A 16,869-nucleotide genomic window follows, 5' to 3' on the forward strand; every position below is an offset into this window, starting at 1 on the left:
GCGCATTTAGTCAAAAATAATTGTTTTGGCATATTGCCTGGTTTAAAAAAATCCTGATTACTTAACCCGTGTTACCAAACGTGCACAACCTTATTTGTATTTAATGAAAATAGAAGTAGAATGTGCTGGACTACCCATTAAAATCGCCTTGTTGCCCATTGTTGAATCGGCTTATTATCCATTTTCTTATTCGTATGGCGCAACTCATTAAGCATCCTGAAAGATACGGAGAAATAATCATAACAGTTAGTAATACATCTCAAGTGCAAACCATTAAGCTTGATTCGCAATTTGATTTGGCATTAATTTCTGAATGGACGCAGTTAGATTTAGAGCAATTGTATACTTTAAATCCAGAGCTTAAACGTTGATAATGTCAAGTAAGGGAGATTATAATTTATTATTGCCGATTGATAAAATTGCAACCTTTAAGAAGAATTTAGCCAAACATCCTAAAGAAGCTAAAGTGAAATGGGTGCGTCATCAAATTAATCAAGGCGATGGAGTTTAAGCAAGATCGCCCATCAATTTAACATCACAATAAGTCAGATTAAGAGTGTGAACAATTTGCATGGCAATGTGGTTAAAGTAGGGTAGGTACTTGATTGTGCCAATTTCACAAAAAATACCCAGTATTATTCATTGCCAGAAGCGCAAAGAATGAATGCAAAAAAATAGATATTAAAGTCATTCATACTATTGTTAGTGGCGATAGTTTATGGCCTATCGCTAGGCAGTATAATACTCATCTGGATAAAAACATCGTAAGGTGGAACCATATATTATTAAATCAAGCCACTTCAAGTGGGTAAAAAATTGGTATTATGGCAGTCTAATTCAACCAAACCCAAAGACCCTATCAAAGTTAATCAACGTGGGTATAAATATTGATAGAAAGATTTACCTACTTACGTTAAAAGTGGCGATAATTTGTCAATCATTGCACATAAATTTGGGGCGCATGTTAGTCAGGTTAGGAAATGGAAGCAATTGACAACTAAAAAACCACTACAGCCTAAACAAAAATTAACCATCGTTGTTAACTCTAATATGAAATAAAAATATGAACGCACTACCGATTTATAAAATAATGCTAGCAAGTGTTGCTTTTTCACTCACGAATTGGAAAAAAATACTAGAAGTTTCTATTCTGCCAGTACTAATTTCTATTCCTTTTTTAGCAATTTTGCCTGATATACTCAGCATAATGAACAGTGTTTTTAGCAATAAGGAAGTTGCTGATATTCAACTACCCGACAATATGATGATATATTTATTGTTGTTTTTTTATGGCTATCTAACGCTTTCAATCAATATGTATCGCTTGGTTATTTTGGGTCAGAATAGCGTTTCTGGGATTGTGCCAGTGCTTAATTTTAATAAAATTATTCGCTTTGTTGCTCTAACGCTGTTTATTGGCTTGGTAACCATGGCGCCAGTGATTATCAGCGGCATTGCTTTTTTGCAGTTAATTATGTATTTTTTGATAATTCCAATCACCTTGAATTTTATTAACATTGCTATTGATCAGCCTTCAAGATACAAACGGAATTTGAATTTCATCTCTCAAGCTAACTTGTTCTTTTTACAGATTGTTTTGCCAGCATTAGCGGATATGATTTTTTCATTCCTTGTATCACTAACTGGACTTCCTGATATACTGGGGTGGGTAGTTAAAGCCATTGTGTTTTATTGGACATTGATTAGCTTGGCATTGTGCTACCAACTTATTGTTAAACAAAATGCTAAAGCTTAAGGCTAAATCCTTTAGCGTAGCGCATATCAAATGTAGCGCGATTGAGCTTAGCGTGTGCAATTGATTGTCTTAATTTTTTATAAACTTTAACAAAGTTTTTGAGTCGTTTTTGCTGTTTTTGGTAGCCTAATACGACTTTAATATTAGGCTTAATAAAAAGAGTATCAATATTAGTTTTAAAGATGGATGTAATGACCATTGGCTTGATAATAGCTTGATAGATTTGGTAATCATCAAATAGGGTTTTTGCAATGTCTTTATTATGTGCTGAAGTGGCGATGATGGCGTCTGATTTGATGATTTTATCGGGTGTAAATAGTTCTCCTTTGGTGGAGATGTAACCTTGGCAGGTTTGTGTTTTGGCATCATTCGGGCAGTCTTTATTTTTCCAACGCATACTGATTTGTTGCGCACTGATTTTGATATTGATAAAATTCCAAAAAAGACGCTTTACTTCTGCCTCTGCTACCCACGGGTAGCGTTCTAATTCGTGTTTAATTTCGTGTAAATCCAGTTGATATGTCTCAGTAATTAAGGGGAGTATGTGTTGTTTTAATGTTTGCTGTGTGACTGGAGGGTCTTTATCAATGTCCCAATTAATATCAACTTTTAAGAACTCATTCGGATGGATGTTTTGTACACCCCATGTAATAAGCCCTAATAAAACAATAATAGATAATAATTTAAATACAGCTTGATAAATAGACTTTTTGCGTCTATTACTACGCTTATATTTCATTAATAATTGCTATGACTAGTTGATCAAAGCTTATGCCCATTGCTTTTGCTGCCATGGGTACTAATGAGCGTGACGTCATGCCTGGAACGGTATTAATTTCTAATAAATAAGGTTTGTTATGTTGATTAATAATGAAATCCACCCGCCCCCACCCTTTAGCATTAATAGCAAAAAATGCTTCAAATGCAATGGCTTGTAATGCTTGCTCTTGGGACGGACTCAAACCACAAGGACATAAGTATTGAGTTTTATTTAAGTGGTATTTTGATTCAAAATCGTAAAAACCTTGGTCAGCCATAATTTTCACAACAGGTAAGGCTTTATTGCCCAAAATTGCTACTGTGTATTCATCACCTTCAATCCATTGCTCAACTAAAGCATGTGGGTTGTATTGCCAAGCAAGCGTTAGTGCCTCATCTAATTGTGTCTGATTGTCAACTTTACTAATGCCAATACTAGAGCCTTCTAAAGTGGGCTTAACTGCCCAAGGCAGTGGAAAGTCAATAGGCTCAATGGATTGATTAATGCTTGCAACAATAGAGGGTGCAAGTGTGAGGTTATGCTGTTTCCAAATCATTTTAGTGCGTGCTTTATCCATGCCATTATGGCTGGCATTTGAGCCAGACCCTGTATAACGAATACCTCGGTTTTCTAGTTGTTTTTGAATATACCCGTCTTCACCACCACGACCATGCAAAACAATAAAGGCTTGATCAAACTCTTGTTGCCAAAGTTTTGATAAGTTATCCCCGTGCCAATCAAATTTAAAACAATCAATATTTTGGCTGATTAGCGCTTGGTAAACAGCCCCGCCACTTTTAAGAGAAACTACTCTCTCTGCTGAATTTCCACCCACTAGCACTGCAATCATTTAATCACCACCTCTAATTCTAAATCAATATTAAAGGTTGATTTTACGACTTGTTGAATGTGGGTAATCAAATTTATAATGTCAGCACTACTGGCTTTATTTTGGTTGATAATAAAATTAGCGTGTTTGTTTGACACGCAAGCACCACCTATACAAAAGCCTTTTAACTGGCTTTGCTCAATCAGTTTTGCTGCAAAATTATTTTTTGGATTTTTAAACACACTGCCGCAACTTGCCTTGCCAATTGGCTGATTTTGATTGCGCTTATCTAGTAATTGTTTGATATCTTGCTGAGGTTTTTTTTGGTTAAATTCCAATGTTGCATCAACAAAGTATTCATTAGCGTATTGAGCATGAAGGTATCGATACCCAATGTCAAAGTCATTTTTCGTGCGTTCAAATATAACACCCGATTGATTAATAGTAGTCACATTAATAACGTATTGCCAGAATTCAGACCCAAATGCACCTGCGTTCATCATTAGTGCACCACCAACAGTACCTGGAATGGCGGATAAAAATTCACCACCGTATAAATTATTTGTATGGCATAATCGAGATAGTTTTGCCAGTGTTGTACCTGCCTCAACCCAAAGCGTATTTTTTTCAATTTTTATTTGTTTTAGGTTGCTTAGTTTTATCACTACACCTTCAAATCCTTGATCACGTACAAGCAAATTGCTGCCTAATCCTAAAAATAACAATGGTTTGGTATTGGTTTTGAGAGAGGTAGATAAATCAGTTAAATCGTTTGGAATAAAAAAATCTTGCGCCAACCCGCCTGTTCTAAATGAACAATGTAAACTCATGGGCTCATTGCGTAATAGCAAATCAGTTATCCCTTAAGTGTAGTTGGATTTTAATAAATCAGGTAGAGTGTGGATATCGCCCGCACCCAAGGTGAGTAAAACATCGTTATGGTGAATAAGGTTGGGCAATACAGCTAAGATTTCTTCTGGCTCTTTTATCACCACTGGATCTAAGCTGGAGTGCTTTCTAATTGCATCAGCCAAGGTTGAAGAATTAATATGGGCAATGGGTTTTTCTTGGACTGGATATATGTCTAGCAATATGAGGGCGTCGGCGCTACTGAGCGTAAGAGCAAAATCATCAAACAAATCACATGTACGAGAATAGCGGTGTGGTTGAAAAATAACAACCAAACGTCTATCTGAATAAGTATCTTTAAGAGATTCAAACACGGCACTAATTTCTTTCGGATGATGAGCATAATCATCAAACAAAGACACTTGGGCATTGTTGATATTTAATTTTCCATGATGGTCAAGTCGCCTAGCAACACCAGAAAAATTAGCCAATGCTTTTTGAATAATGTTAATTTCAATATTAAGTTCACAGCAAATACCAATCGCTGCTAATGTGTTAAGAATATTATGCCGACCAATTAGGTTTAGTTTAATGGGGAATGGTTTTGTACATTGATCATAAATAACATCAAAATGCATTTTCATATCAACTTGTTCTACATTAATGGCTTGAATATCAGCACCGTTCTTAAAACCATAAGTGATAATTGGACGATGAATATCATTCAATATTTCATTTACACCTTCATCATCTATACACATAACACAAGTGCCATAAAATGGTAAATTAGCACTAAAACTGACAAAGGCATCCTTTAGGTTTTGGTAGTCATTGCCATAAGTTGCCATATGGTCATAATCAACGTTGGTGATAACGCTTAACATGGGTTGTAAGTGTAAGAATGAAGCATCAGATTCATCCGCCTCAGCAATTAAATAATCACTTTCACCTAGTTTGGCATTAATCCCGCTTGAATTTAATATCCCGCCAATAATATAGGTTGGGTCAAGTTCAGCCATGTTGAGCATGTGAATGATAATACTAGTAGTAGTAGTTTTGCCGTGAGTACCTGCAATTGCAATGCCAAATCTAAAGCGCATTAATTCTGCCAGCATCTCTGCGCGAGGTACAATTGGAATGTTAAGTTGATGCGCCTTGATTACTTCCGGATTGTTATCCTTAATCGCACTAGATACAACGATTACTTGTGCGTTTTTTATATTATTTTTATGATGTTTATGATAAATTTTACAACCCATTTCCTCCAATCTATCAGTGATTTTGTTAGGGTTGATGTCTGATCCAGACACGTTATAACCAAGATTATGAAGCACTTCAGCAATACCACTCATGCCTGAACCACCAATACCAACAAAATGAATATTATGCATTCTAGACTTAAACACCATACGCAAATCTTTCATTATTTTGTTACCGTAACAATACTAAAAACTTGAATACTGCTACCTTTACCAAACTCAGTCAGTCCTTCGCCAGTGGTGGCGGTAATACCTACATCTTCGGGTGCAATATCCAGTAATTTAGAAATACTAAATTTCATTTTTTCAATCATGGGTGAGATTTTAGGGTATAAACACTCAATTGCAATAGCAATATGTTGAATTTTCCAATGGTTTAAATCATGAAACGCTAACTTCAAATACTCAGCACTATCAACCACACCTTGTTTACATAAAGCATCTGCTTTAGTGCCCAATACGTTAACGCCAGTAATAGAAGAAATCGCATTCGTAATTGAATGAAAAACCACATCACCATCACTATTAGTATTAAGGCCTTTTGAATAATCAAATACAACACCCGATAAAACAAGTGGTTTGTTCGTATCACAAAATGCGTGGGAGTCTTGTCCTAGTCCAGTTTTAATTTTCATTGCTAGATGAATATTTTTTTGTCAAAACTTTATTTTAATGTTTTATGGTTAAGATTTAATCTTTTAATTTATATAATCTACATTATCATCATCAATAAAGTTCATATTTAACATTTTTTAAAAAAAATCACTATAACACATCTCTGAGCTAAACGACAACATCAAAGGCAATATTCTCGGTATAGAAGTTGAACTCACGCCTTCAATCAGTTTTGAAGATAGGATTATTCATCCTATTTAAATTAAAATTAACAAAAAAACGTGCGTGAGTTTTACTAGTGAATAGCGTGATGATTGAATTTTCTTTACGTTAGTTTTATGATTTTGATGTAATAAAAGCCATCAAAATTATCAGCAGGCAGTTGTTGCCTCCCTATTGTGGTGCTAACTCACATAGATGTATGGCTTTATCCAGCACTAAAGCTTGTGTGAACTGTTGAGATGAGATGTTTTATTTAATTGTTTGGAAACAATATCGTTCAGTTGATGATAAAAGCAAATTGTGCCAAAAACTAAAGATTTAATTAAGGACGGTTACTCTTCTGGATAGTTAAAAGCGCTGAGCGATTTTTTCTCAAGAACAACCGAACAAATCGCCTCTAGTGTTATTTCTCAATCGTTGCTTTGATTTTTTGTAATAAGATGGCAGGTGGCACATAACCAGGCAAATGAGTGCCATCACTCAAGAAGATGGCAGGCGTGCCATTCACACCGAGTTGCTTAGAAATTGCCAATTGATCAGCCACTGGGTTATGACAAGCTTTTGAGTTGGGCACAATGTTATTTTTCTTATAATCATCCATCGCTTTGAGTGGATCATCAGCGCACCAAATTTTTTCCATTTTTCCTTGCGCTGTTGGATGCAAGGATGCGAGTGGCGAAGCAAGGTGTTTAACGGTAATACCCAAATCATTCATCTGCTTCATGCCATAATGGAGTTTTTTACAAAATGGGCAGTCAACATCAGTAAATACATGAATGATGTATTTTTCATTTTTTGCTGGGTAAATAATTTTATCGTGATCATTAATTGTGTTAATTAAAGTTTGTTTAATCAATTTAACCTTGCCACTCATTGGCATTAATTGTTTAGTGGTTAGATCAACAACATCGCCTTGGATTAAATAACGGCCATCTTCAGATATTAAAAGAGAATCAATGGGGTCATGAACAATTACCTCAAAAATACCATCAAACGGTGTTTTGACAATATCTTGTTTGCCAATTGTGCCAAAGAATGGATACAGACTATTGATGATTGTATCTTTGTTTGCAAAAGCACTATTAACAAGTAAGATAATTGCGATAAATAGTAATTTAAACATAATGAATAATTGGTTGAATAAATCAATTAATTTTACCTTTTTGGGTAGAATATGGGCATTATATTTTTGATGAGGTAAATGAGATGGAATTTTCACTGATTAATGAAACAATTCAGAATTTTGAGGGCGATGGCGTGGTTGTATTTTCTAATGCTGATACGGTTTTTGATGATGAGAATGTTCAAAAATTAATTGAACTTAATCATTTTGAGTCTAAGTCTGGAAAGGTTTTATTATTAAGTTTGGTTGCTGGTTTTAAATCCAAACAGATAATTGTTGCTGGGCTTGGTGATGCAGTTGTAAACGCTAAAGATTATGTTAAAGCGCTGAGTGCTGTGAGTGTTGTACTTGCTGAGATGAAGGCTAAAAATTTAATGATTCAGAATGTTGAAATTAAAGGTTTTGATGAATCGTGGGTACATGAAACAACTGCTAAGGTAATGCGTAATGCAACTTATGAAATTCAAAAAATAGGTGATGATAGTAAGTCAAGTAGTAGTATTGAGCACATTGCTGTTCAATCTAGTATAGACAATACACAGGCCTTAATGCAAGGTCAGGCAATTGCTGATGGTATGTCTTTGACACGTCATCTAGGGGATTTACCATCCAATGTCTGTACACCTAGTTATTTGGCAGATGCAGCCATGTCTTTGGCTAAGGAATTTAATCTTGAGTATGAAGTCCTGGAAGAGTCGGACATGGATAAACTTGGTATGGAGTCTCTATTGTCAGTTTCTAAAGGCTCAATCGAGCCGCCAAAACTCATTAGTTTAAGTTATCAAGGTAATGGCAATGAAAAGCCGATTGTACTAGTGGGTAAAGGCGTTACTTTTGATAGTGGCGGTATCTCACTTAAACCTGGTGCAGGTATGGATGAGATGAAATATGATATGTGTGGCGCAGCTTGCGTATTAGGTGCAATGCGTGCTATTGCGCAAATTAAGCCAAACATTAATTTAGTTGTTGTGGTGCCAAGTGTTGAGAATATGCCAGCGCATAATGCCTCTAAACCTGGTGATGTTGTTAAGTCTATGTCAGGACAAACGATTGAAATTTTGAACACAGATGCAGAAGGGCGTTTGATTTTGTGTGATGCACTTACTTATGTTAAGAGGTTTGACCCAAAAGTGGTGATTGATGTTGCCACACTTACGGGTGCAGTGATTATTGCATTAGGTAAGCACAATTCAGGGCTTATGAGTAATGACCAAGATTTGGCTGATGATATTATCAACGCTTCTAAAACTGCGCTTGATGGCGTGTGGCAATTACCCATTGAAGATGAGTATGATGAATTGCTGAAATCAAATTTTGCTGATATGGCAAATATTGGCGGGCGTGAAGCAGCTTCTATTACTGCCGGGTGTTTTTTATCTAGATTTACCCAAGATTATCGCTGGGCGCATTTGGACATTGCAGGTACGGCGTGGTTAAGTGGTGATAAAAAAGGCGCAACAGGACGACCGGTATCACTATTAACGCAATTTATTATGGATAAAGTCGGTGTTTAGTACTTAAATTTTCACAAATGGTTGCTTATTGCAAGTGCTTTTTTAGTGTATTTGCGTAAATATTTCTGGTTTTTGTTCAGAAATTCTGAGTAAGGATTTTGCGACCCCTGTTGGGTTTCTTTTTCCTCGCTCCTAATCTTGTATGGTACGAGAACGCTAACGCCGATTAAATTAGCAAAGTTAAATTGAGATAGATTTAGCTTTTTTCGAATAATATGCACAGGTGGCACTTCCTTAAACTCTCTAGTTTTAAGAGTCTTTTCCCTTGGCTGAAATCTTTAATTTCTTTAATACCTTGTCTATTTTTACCTTTGTTACTCAACCACCACTGCCAACGATTATTTTTTCTAATTTAGTTTTGATGGTCAAGCCAAACATTAAGACCTTGGGCGCAAATTCCTAAATCACCCTTAAAGAGTTTGATTTGTTGTTGTTCATCAAGCGTTACACCTTGTTTACTAGCAAGTGTTAATAGATAATTAAGAAGAGCTTCTTTAATGGCTTTAACGCGATTAGGTTGTGTTTTTAAGGTGTTGGCAATATTAACAAATCCATTAATATGTTCAATGAGCATATTGGCTGAATCTTGGTCAAAATCAATGCGGTTAAAGTGTGTTAAATAAGCGTATTTTGGTTTAAGACTCATTAACTGATTGATGGTTTTTTTCCACACTCCTGGGTCAAACTGTATGGGAGTAGTGGGCGGGAAAATGAGCTTACCTTGACTAATGTTAAATTCTCGATAACTCACACCGAGTGTATCACCAGAAAAAATGCCACGTGATTTTTCATCCCAAATACACACGTGGTGGCGTGCATGTCCTGGTGTATCGATAAATCTTAATATTCGCTTGCCCAACGTTACTTCATCACTATCTTTGGCAATGATGATACGTTGTTTTGATATGGGGATTAAATCGCCTAAAAATTGCTTAAAAAACAACTCGCCATAAACTTGCACAACGCCTGCGCATAATTTTGAAGGGTCAATTAAATGCTTGTAGCCATATTCGTGCACATAAACCATGGCATTAGGTAGATGCTTGATAAGTTCACCTGCACCACCTGCATGGTCTATATGAATGTGGGTTAATAGAATATAGTCGACACTTTCACGGCTAATATTTTTTGCATTTAGTGTAGCCAGTAGGGTTGGCACTGAAAGATGGCAGCCTGTATCAATAAAAGCAGCTTGTCCATTGTCTTCAATTAAATAGCTAGCCACAAAGTCTTTGCGTATGTGTTGTGTGTCAATGCAAGTGACATTAAAACCTAATTCATGATAAATGGGCTTCATTTTTTATACCTTTAAGTAAATTTAAGTTTTTTTCTGATATAAAAAAACCGCCTAAAAGACGGTTCTTTGAATATAGTGAGAGGTTTTTCTAAAAATCTCCCTCTGCACCGCCATTTTGAATAGCATTCATGGTTTTTTGAACTGCCAGTGCTTTTTCAAGTAAGTAATCTGGTAGTGGGGCACCACCATAAATCATGGCATTCATGTCTAGTGTATAGAGCCATCTTTGTCCAGATTTGTCTTCAATAAGTGCGATACGACAAGGTAAATAAGCTGAAAATGCATCTGAGTGATCAACCATAATCATGGCTGTACGCGGTGAACAATATTGGTAAATTTTTAAGAAACGTTGTTTTTTAAAATCTGGATGACCTTTGGTGACGCCTTCTGAATTGGTTTGAATTTCAACCATTTCTGACAATGGCAACATGCCAACAGAGCGAATACTTTCAGCAGTTGCGATACTTTCCATCGCCTCTTCTACATCCTCATTTAAAACGTCATCAGCTACTTTAACGCGCACAACAGATGCCATGGTAATATCACCTGTATCCAATAAAGTATTTGCCATTGGCATATAGACTTTGGCCATAGACTCTGGGTGTAGTTTTGGTGAAATCATTTCACTAATGATCTTTCCAGTCACACCATCGTATTTGATTTGTAGTGATACGGCATAATAAGTTGTAATAGCGCCGATGACAATTAACAACCATTTGATTAGATTGACAATTCCACTCATTTCTCTTTCCTATTGTTAAGACTAAGATAATTCAGCATTCTAGCAGGTTGAAATAAAATAGTGAATATATCACTATATGTTAATTTGTTAATATTTTTTACTATACAACCCGTAAACCATTAAAAACAATGCTGGTTAAGCTAACCATGCCAATAATTTTTTCATTATCCAAAACTGGACAACGAGACAAACCAAAATTTGTTAATAGTCTTGCGCAATAGCGAATGTCCATATCAGGTCGAACTGAGATGACAGGTTTGTTCATAATTTCATATACATTGACTCGGTCAAGGGCTCGGTCTTTGGCAATGACTTTAGAGGCAATGTCAGCAATCAGCACTACGCCGTATTCGTCATACTCATGAGATTTATCAACTAAAAGCATTTTAGTTTTTTTATGTTGCATGTCATTAAGTGCATTTTGCACGGTACACTTTGAATCAACAATATCGACCTGTGTCCACATAACATCTTTTACTAGGGTTGGTGTTGTATTATTCGTCATTATATTTTCTCCTCTATGGTGTGTTCTAGTGCATGAATTTGATGCATGACGCCAACAGCATCCTCGACATCAATTTGAAAAGCAATCCCTTCTTGTGGATTGGATTCAAAGTGGCCTGTATCAGCAATTGTTTCTAGTATATCTCTAGAAAAATGTTGTTCTACAAGTAGTAATAAGACATCTCTAGGTGTTTCAATGTTGAGTCCTAAAAATGTTTTATTGTGCTTGAGACCCTCTCCTCGTGCTTGAGAGATAATGGTTGAACCTGTGGCGCCTTTTGCTCTAGCAGCCTCAAGTATTTTGTCAGTTTTGTCAGAATCAACAAAAGCGATAATTAGTTTAAAGTGCATAATCTCCCTTATTTTTTATCTTGTTTTAAAAATTTCATAATTTGTACGTAAGCCATCACGCTCATAATGGGAAATAGTGAGGCAAAGGCGATTAAACCAAAACCATCAATAAGTGCAGAGCGTCCATCAATTGTACTCGCAAGTCCAAGTCCAAGGGCTGCAACCAGTGGCACGGTTACGGTAGATGTGGTGACACCGCCAGAATCATAGGCAAGTGCAATAATATTTTTAGGTGCAAAATAGGTTTGTATCAGTACAACAGCGTAGCCAGTAATAATAAAGTAATGTAGTGGCAATCCAGCCACAATGCGAAAACTCCCTATGGCAATACCCACAGCCACACCAATGGCAACTGCAATTCGTAAAGGCCATACTTTGATAAAACCACCAGAGACTTGGTTGGCCTTAATGGCAACCGCTAATAAGGATGGCTCAGCAATGGTTGTGGCAAAACCAATGCTAGCTGCAAAAATATAAACCCAATAATAATCACCCCAGCCAAGTCTGTCACTGCCGATAAAATTACTTGATGTAAGCTGGTTTGCCATTAATTTTCCTAGAGGGAATAGTGCTTTTTCTAAGCCAACAATAAATAAAGTGAGTCCAACCCACACCAAAATAAACCCGATAATAATCTTCTTTAAATGTGGTATTTTTTGTCTAAGAATGATAATTTGAAAACCAAACAACACCACCGCAATAGGGGTTACATCCCAAAACATGCTAATAAGATTATCCACTAGGCTCATAGCAATATACCAAATAACATCACCGCAATAATGGGCAATAGTGAGGCAATGGCAATCATGCCAAAGCCATCGGTTAACGGGTTTCTGCCACTAATTGAACTTGCTAAGCCAACGCCAAGTGCAGTGAGTAGCGGTACAGTAATAGTACTGGTAGTCACACCACCCGAGTCATAAGCGATGCCAATGATAAAGTCTGGCGCAAAAAAAGTCGTAACAATTACTAGGAGGTAACCACCAATAATTAAGTATTGTATTGGCCAACCTTTTAAAATTCTGAGCACGCCAATCACCACAGCTAGACCCACAGAGATACCCACAGTAAAGCGTAATATTTGCGCATAACTATTGAGTTCTGTTTGTGTATTGATAATGCCACCCAGTTGAGCGACTTTAGCTGCTTCATTAACCACTGCTATAAGAGCAGGTTCTGCTACTGTGGTGCCAAATCCTAAGGCAAAGGCAAATAAAAGCAACCAAAAAATTGACCCTTTTTTGACAAAACTGTAAGCCAATATTTCACCAATAGGAAACAGCCCTAGTTTGAGTCCGTAGACGAATAAAGTTAAACCCAATAAAACAAACTCTGTTCCAATTATAATGTCCATTAAGTTGGGAATGCTTTGTTGAAGCACAACAATTTGGAAAAAAGCAATTACACCCATAATAGGGGCTAAACCTTTAGCACTATCAATTAGATTGTTAATAAACTGTCGAGCAGTTTTTTTCATGAATACCTTGAGCTTGCGTTATTTTTTTTTGATGAGAATTATTGAGCTAAATGATGAAAATTTATTTTTTTATAAGTGATTTCCATATCTCATATATTGAATTATAATGTTATCTTATGAATAGCGCCTTATTAATTAACGGGAAAAAACAAACCAAACTCAATGCGCTTAATCGTCTTGTTCAATTTGGTGATGGTTTGTTTGAAACTTGTTTAATTGAAGATACTAGATTGTTATTTTGGTCCAAGCATTTTTCAAGGCTACAAAAAGGCTGTGATAAGTTAAAAATTCATCAAGTGAGTGAAGCTATTTGGCTTAAAGAAATTGCTAAAGCATTTGCCATTTCCAAATTAGACCGGGCGGTGGTTAAAATCATACTTTCTCGTGGTGAGAGTACAAGAGGCTATGGCTATGAGAAAAACATCAAGCCAACTCGTATTGTGGTTGTTTCTCCTATGCCTGATTTACCTTGGCAATATGAGTTGGATGTGTGTTCTAGTGGCTACGTAAGTAATCAATTATTGTCTGAGATTAAGCATTGTAATCGCTTGGAGCAAATTCTTGCAAGGTCAGAATTGCAAGCGCAAGAGTGTATTATGTTGGATGAAAATGCTCAGGTCATTTCAGTGACTCAAGGTAATATTTTTGCCATTCGCAAGCAAGTGATTCTCACGCCTAGTCTGACCAATTGTGGTATTGAAGGCACCCGAAGATTCGTGGTTTTTGATTTGGCACAAGCATTAGGTCTGCAACTTGAAACTTGTTCTTTGTCATTGACTGAACTACTTGAGGCAGATGAAGTATTTATTACCAATAGTGTGATGGGTATCAAGCCTGTGGCTAAAATTAATCAGCAACTATTTAGCCATCATCAAGTCACAAATCGATTAATTAGCGCCTTTGTGTGCTCTAAAAATAACCACTCATCTATCAGTCTTGCTTAAATCAAACCTCTTTTATTTTAAATTTATTTTTGTGTTTGTGGCGATTTTTTTGCTATTTTGGATATATTGGGCAAATGATATCAAGGTAAATAACTCAAGTGTGTACCAAATACCTCAAGGGGCTAGCCTTTATTCAACTGCAAATAATCTAGAGTATCTGGGTTATATTAACTCTAGTATTTTTATGCGGCTACTCGCCAAATCGCTCAATCTTGAGTCAAAAATTAAATCAGGTTATTATGATATTAATGCGGATATGAGCGTGATTAATTTGTTGAATCATTTTACATCTGCAAAAGTGGCGACCAGAAGTATCACCTTAATTGAGGGTAATACTATTGATGACTATTATCAAAAGTTGGTTAATATGAAAGCGTTAAAATCTAGTAAAACTTTAACAGAAATCATGATTGAAATTAAGCAAAACCATCCGTATGATGGCTATTTTTGGCCAGATACTTATCAAATTAATTATGGTAGTAGTGTGCTTAGTGTATTTAAAAGAGCTCATCAGATGATGCGTCAAAAACTTGAACTTGCTTGGCGTAATAGGGCTCACACTCTACCCTTGAAAAACGCTGAACAAGCGTTAGTGCTTGCCTCTTTAATTGAGAAAGAAACAGCTAATGCACAAGAAAAATCCAAAATTGCAGGCGTGTTCATTCGTCGCTTGCAAAAAGGTATGCGCTTGCAAACTGATCCAAGTGTGGTTTATGCGCTGGGTGAACATTATCAAGCACCACTCAAAAAACGAGATTTAGAATTTGACACTCCTTACAATACCTATAGAAATAAAGGCTTACCACCAGGGCCAATCTCCTCAGTAGGTGCAGATTCGTTATATGCAGCTATGCATCCACACATGGGTAGTGCACTTTATTTTGTTGCTAAAAAGGACGGTACTCATGCTTTTGCAAATACCTATCAGCAGCATAAAGACAATATCAACAAGTACCTAAAAAATCAATAAATATCTATATAAAATATCTGACATGCAAAGAGGAAAATTTATCACCATTGATGGCGTTGAGGGTGCTGGGAAAAGTACACAAATTGATTTTATTTGTGACTATTTAGCCAAAAAAAACATCAATGTTATTTTAACGCGTGAACCGGGTGGTACTGAGTTGGGTGAAAAAATTAGGACATTATTACTAAGCACTGACACCCAATCAATGCATGGTGATACTGAGTTATTATTAATGTTTGCTGCTAGGAATGAGCATATTAGGACTAAAATTATGCCAACACTTGAGAAAGGTGATTGGGTATTAAGCGATCGTTTTACGGATGCTTCATACGCCTACCAAGGCGGCGGCAGGGGTTTGAGTATTGAACGTATTACTCAGTTGGAAAAATGGGTGTTGCAAGATTTTACCCCTGACGTGACTTTACTATTAGATGTGCCAGTTGCACTAGGCATGTCACGGGTTGAATCTAGAAGTTGTAAGGACAGAATTGAACTTGAAACAAATGACTTTTTTAATCGTGTGAGAGATGGTTATATTGAAAGGTCTAAGCAATTTCCTGAACGAATTAAGCTCATTGACGCTTCAAAAACACTTAAGCAGACAACCCAACAAATCAAAACCATTTTACAAACATTAGTGAATCTTCCTTGGCACGAAAATGCGTGGTCTAAACTACAAAAAATGATTGATCAAGATCGTCTGCCTCATGCATTATTGATTACGGGTGCTGAAAAAATTGGCAAATTTGAACTCATGCAACAATTAGTGGGCGTGTTGTTAAAAGATGACGTTATTATTAGAAAAGACAATATTAGAGAGGATTTGGATTACCCTGTATTAATCAGGCGTTCAAATTATCCTAATATGATTTATTGTCGCGCAGGAGAGATGGTTGAAAAAAGCAAAAACAGGTCTAAGGATATCCGTATTGACCAAGTACGTGTTTTTTGTGATGCTTTGAATAAAACTGCTGATCAATTACAAATTGGGGTTGTTTTTTATGGCGACCAAATGAACATGAACGCCGCCAATGGTTTGTTAAAAACCCTTGAAGAGCCTAAAAAGAATACGCTCATTATTATTTTAGCACACCATATTGAAAATTTGCCAGCCACGATTGTATCAAGATGTCAAAATATACACATTGCACCGGCGTATGGTCGGCAAACTTGCCAGTGGCTAATTGAGCATATTGGTAAAACTCAAAATGCAGATTTTGATATTCCGCAGTTATTAGAAAATACACATGGTGTTCCATTTAAGGTGTTGTCTGAGCTGTCTGATGGCAGTTTTATCTATTATCAAAATTATCAAAACCAGTTGCTTAATATTGCCATTAATCCATTAATGGTGACACAGATTAAAAATTTTGAAGATGATGAGTTGGTGGTTTTAAATTGTTTACAAAATATTATTATTGAAGGAATTAGGTTAAAAACCATTCATCAAGAAGGTGCGCTGATTGAGCTTAATCAAGTCATCAAGGCAGTAAAATTTGAGTTTTTATTTAAACTACTTGATGATATTTATCATGCTATTGAATTGTCAAAAACCACCGTTAATATTAAGTTATTATTGGATAATATTTTAATTGTATGGTCGCATATTATTCATTTAAAGCAATATCCACAAATTACCCAAAACGCATAAGGCTCG

General features: G+C 36.1%; 19 protein-coding genes and 1 pseudogene. 8 read left to right on the forward strand and 12 right to left on the reverse strand.

All coding sequences use genetic code 11. The features are described 5' to 3' along the window. Nucleotides 1-194: 194 nt before the first annotated feature. The 3 genes from HUE58_RS00350 (at nt 195) to HUE58_RS00375 (ending at nt 1,756) form a co-directional block, all read left to right on the forward strand. Nucleotides 195-371: a hypothetical protein gene (locus HUE58_RS00350; protein ID WP_174605124.1), complete on the forward strand. Its 177-nt coding sequence runs from the start codon at nt 195-197 to the stop codon at nt 369-371. A gap of 2 nt (nt 372-373) precedes the next feature. Further along, nucleotides 374-511, forward strand: coding sequence for a hypothetical protein (locus tag HUE58_RS00355; protein ID WP_174605125.1), 138 nt, complete (start codon nt 374-376; stop codon nt 509-511). Nucleotides 512-1,063: 552 nt separating this feature from the next. Continuing rightward, complete coding sequence (locus HUE58_RS00375) at nt 1,064-1,756, forward strand: hypothetical protein (RefSeq protein ID WP_174605128.1); 693 nt, start codon at nt 1,064-1,066, stop codon at nt 1,754-1,756. On the opposite strand, the gene HUE58_RS00380 is transcribed toward HUE58_RS00375, so the two are convergent. The 6 genes from HUE58_RS00380 to HUE58_RS00405 form a co-directional block, all read right to left on the reverse strand. Next, nucleotides 1,746-2,495, reverse strand: a complete 750-nt coding sequence (locus tag HUE58_RS00380; RefSeq protein ID WP_174605129.1) for a cell division protein FtsQ/DivIB — start codon at nt 2,493-2,495, stop codon at nt 1,746-1,748. The genes HUE58_RS00375 and HUE58_RS00380 overlap by 11 nt on opposite strands. Continuing rightward, nucleotides 2,485-3,366, reverse strand: coding sequence for a D-alanine--D-alanine ligase (locus HUE58_RS00385; protein WP_174605130.1), 882 nt, complete (start codon nt 3,364-3,366; stop codon nt 2,485-2,487). The genes HUE58_RS00380 and HUE58_RS00385 overlap by 11 nt, the downstream gene beginning before the upstream one ends. Next, entirely contained in the window at nt 3,363-4,175 is an 813-nt protein-coding gene (gene murB / locus HUE58_RS00390; RefSeq protein ID WP_246260812.1) for a UDP-N-acetylmuramate dehydrogenase, read from the reverse strand. The genes HUE58_RS00385 and murB overlap by 4 nt, the downstream gene beginning before the upstream one ends. 33 nt (nt 4,176-4,208) lie before the next feature. Beyond that, complete coding sequence (murC, locus tag HUE58_RS00395) at nt 4,209-5,618, reverse strand: UDP-N-acetylmuramate--L-alanine ligase (protein WP_174605132.1); 1,410 nt, start codon at nt 5,616-5,618, stop codon at nt 4,209-4,211. Then, nucleotides 5,618-6,088 carry a 2-C-methyl-D-erythritol 2,4-cyclodiphosphate synthase gene (gene ispF, locus HUE58_RS00400; RefSeq protein ID WP_174605133.1) on the reverse strand — a complete coding sequence of 157 codons (471 nt, stop codon included), beginning with the start codon at nt 6,086-6,088 and terminating at the stop codon, nt 5,618-5,620. Before ispF ends, murC begins: the two co-directional genes overlap by 1 nt. A 605-nt stretch (nt 6,089-6,693) precedes the next feature. Beyond that, nucleotides 6,694-7,413 carry a DsbC family protein gene (locus tag HUE58_RS00405; protein ID WP_174605134.1) on the reverse strand — a complete coding sequence of 240 codons (720 nt, stop codon included), beginning with the start codon at nt 7,411-7,413 and terminating at the stop codon, nt 6,694-6,696. A gap of 83 nt (nt 7,414-7,496) precedes the next feature. On the opposite strand from HUE58_RS00405, the gene HUE58_RS00410 reads away from it, so the two are divergent. Next, nucleotides 7,497-8,927, forward strand: coding sequence for a leucyl aminopeptidase (locus HUE58_RS00410; protein WP_174605135.1), 1,431 nt, complete (start codon nt 7,497-7,499; stop codon nt 8,925-8,927). Nucleotides 8,928-9,279: 352 nt separating this feature from the next. Here the strand turns inward: HUE58_RS00410 and HUE58_RS00415 are convergent, their stop codons facing one another. From HUE58_RS00415 to HUE58_RS00440, 6 genes are all read right to left on the reverse strand, one after another. Then, complete coding sequence (locus HUE58_RS00415; protein ID WP_174605136.1) at nt 9,280-10,224, reverse strand: MBL fold metallo-hydrolase; 945 nt, start codon at nt 10,222-10,224, stop codon at nt 9,280-9,282. Between the two features lie 88 nt (nt 10,225-10,312). Further along, entirely contained in the window at nt 10,313-10,966 is a 654-nt protein-coding gene (locus tag HUE58_RS00420) for a DUF302 domain-containing protein (protein WP_174605137.1), read from the reverse strand. Between the two features lie 100 nt (nt 10,967-11,066). Next, complete coding sequence (locus HUE58_RS00425) at nt 11,067-11,471, reverse strand: CBS domain-containing protein (protein ID WP_174605138.1); 405 nt, start codon at nt 11,469-11,471, stop codon at nt 11,067-11,069. Further along, nucleotides 11,471-11,821, reverse strand: coding sequence for a P-II family nitrogen regulator (locus tag HUE58_RS00430; protein ID WP_174605139.1), 351 nt, complete (start codon nt 11,819-11,821; stop codon nt 11,471-11,473). Before HUE58_RS00430 ends, HUE58_RS00425 begins: the two co-directional genes overlap by 1 nt. 8 nt (nt 11,822-11,829) lie before the next feature. After that, nucleotides 11,830-12,570 carry a DUF1538 domain-containing protein gene (locus tag HUE58_RS00435; RefSeq protein WP_174605140.1) on the reverse strand — a complete coding sequence of 247 codons (741 nt, stop codon included), beginning with the start codon at nt 12,568-12,570 and terminating at the stop codon, nt 11,830-11,832. After that, the gene (locus tag HUE58_RS00440; RefSeq protein WP_174605141.1) at nt 12,567-13,298 is read right to left on the reverse strand and encodes a DUF1538 domain-containing protein; all 732 of its coding nucleotides are present in this window, start codon (nt 13,296-13,298) and stop codon (nt 12,567-12,569) included. Before HUE58_RS00440 ends, HUE58_RS00435 begins: the two co-directional genes overlap by 4 nt. Nucleotides 13,299-13,414: 116 nt before the next feature. Between HUE58_RS00440 and pabC the strand changes: the two genes are divergently transcribed. From pabC to HUE58_RS00460, 4 genes and pseudogenes are all read left to right on the forward strand, one after another. After that, on the forward strand, nt 13,415-14,242 hold the full coding sequence (gene pabC, locus HUE58_RS00445; protein ID WP_174605142.1) for an aminodeoxychorismate lyase: 828 nt from the start codon (nt 13,415-13,417) through the stop codon (nt 14,240-14,242). Nucleotides 14,243-14,279: 37 nt separating this feature from the next. Continuing rightward, a complete protein-coding gene (mltG, locus tag HUE58_RS00450) occupies nt 14,280-15,212 on the forward strand; it encodes an endolytic transglycosylase MltG (RefSeq protein ID WP_246260813.1) in 933 nt (310 codons plus the stop codon). 22 nt (nt 15,213-15,234) lie between these two features. Beyond that, a pseudogene (tmk, locus tag HUE58_RS00455) lies at nt 15,235-15,849 on the forward strand (dTMP kinase); the annotation flags it as partial. A gap of 45 nt (nt 15,850-15,894) precedes the next feature. Beyond that, a complete protein-coding gene (locus HUE58_RS00460; RefSeq protein ID WP_246260852.1) occupies nt 15,895-16,863 on the forward strand; it encodes a DNA polymerase III delta subunit-related protein in 969 nt (322 codons plus the stop codon). The last annotated feature ends 6 nt before the right edge of the window (nt 16,864-16,869 follow it).

Origin of the sequence: Candidatus Ruthia endofausta, assembly GCF_013342985.1 — a bacterium.
GTDB classification, from domain to species: Bacteria; Pseudomonadota; Gammaproteobacteria; order PS1; family Pseudothioglobaceae; genus Ruthia; species Ruthia endofausta.

Bases quoted from the DNA above. Each gene is read 5' to 3' on its own strand.
- HUE58_RS00350 (WP_174605124.1), top strand. From the start codon at position 195: ATGGCGCAACTCATTAAGCATCCTGAAAGATACGGAGAAATAATCATA.
- HUE58_RS00355 (WP_174605125.1), top strand. From the start codon at position 374: ATGTCAAGTAAGGGAGATTATAATTTATTATTGCCGATTGATAAAATT.
- HUE58_RS00375 (WP_174605128.1), top strand. From the start codon at position 1,064: ATGAACGCACTACCGATTTATAAAATAATGCTAGCAAGTGTTGCTTTT.
- HUE58_RS00380 (WP_174605129.1), bottom strand. From the start codon at position 2,495: ATGAAATATAAGCGTAGTAATAGACGCAAAAAGTCTATTTATCAAGCT.
- HUE58_RS00385 (WP_174605130.1), bottom strand. From the start codon at position 3,366: ATGATTGCAGTGCTAGTGGGTGGAAATTCAGCAGAGAGAGTAGTTTCT.
- murB (WP_246260812.1), bottom strand. From the start codon at position 4,175: ATGAGTTTACATTGTTCATTTAGAACAGGCGGGTTGGCGCAAGATTTT.
- murC (WP_174605132.1), bottom strand. From the start codon at position 5,618: ATGAAAGATTTGCGTATGGTGTTTAAGTCTAGAATGCATAATATTCAT.
- ispF (WP_174605133.1), bottom strand. From the start codon at position 6,088: ATGAAAATTAAAACTGGACTAGGACAAGACTCCCACGCATTTTGTGAT.
- HUE58_RS00405 (WP_174605134.1), bottom strand. From the start codon at position 7,413: ATGTTTAAATTACTATTTATCGCAATTATCTTACTTGTTAATAGTGCT.
- HUE58_RS00410 (WP_174605135.1), top strand. From the start codon at position 7,497: ATGGAATTTTCACTGATTAATGAAACAATTCAGAATTTTGAGGGCGAT.
- HUE58_RS00415 (WP_174605136.1), bottom strand. From the start codon at position 10,224: ATGAAGCCCATTTATCATGAATTAGGTTTTAATGTCACTTGCATTGAC.
- HUE58_RS00420 (WP_174605137.1), bottom strand. From the start codon at position 10,966: ATGAGTGGAATTGTCAATCTAATCAAATGGTTGTTAATTGTCATCGGC.
- HUE58_RS00425 (WP_174605138.1), bottom strand. From the start codon at position 11,471: ATGACGAATAATACAACACCAACCCTAGTAAAAGATGTTATGTGGACA.
- HUE58_RS00430 (WP_174605139.1), bottom strand. From the start codon at position 11,821: ATGCACTTTAAACTAATTATCGCTTTTGTTGATTCTGACAAAACTGAC.
- HUE58_RS00435 (WP_174605140.1), bottom strand. From the start codon at position 12,570: ATGAGCCTAGTGGATAATCTTATTAGCATGTTTTGGGATGTAACCCCT.
- HUE58_RS00440 (WP_174605141.1), bottom strand. From the start codon at position 13,298: ATGAAAAAAACTGCTCGACAGTTTATTAACAATCTAATTGATAGTGCT.
- pabC (WP_174605142.1), top strand. From the start codon at position 13,415: ATGAATAGCGCCTTATTAATTAACGGGAAAAAACAAACCAAACTCAAT.
- HUE58_RS00460 (WP_246260852.1), top strand. From the start codon at position 15,895: ATGATTGATCAAGATCGTCTGCCTCATGCATTATTGATTACGGGTGCT.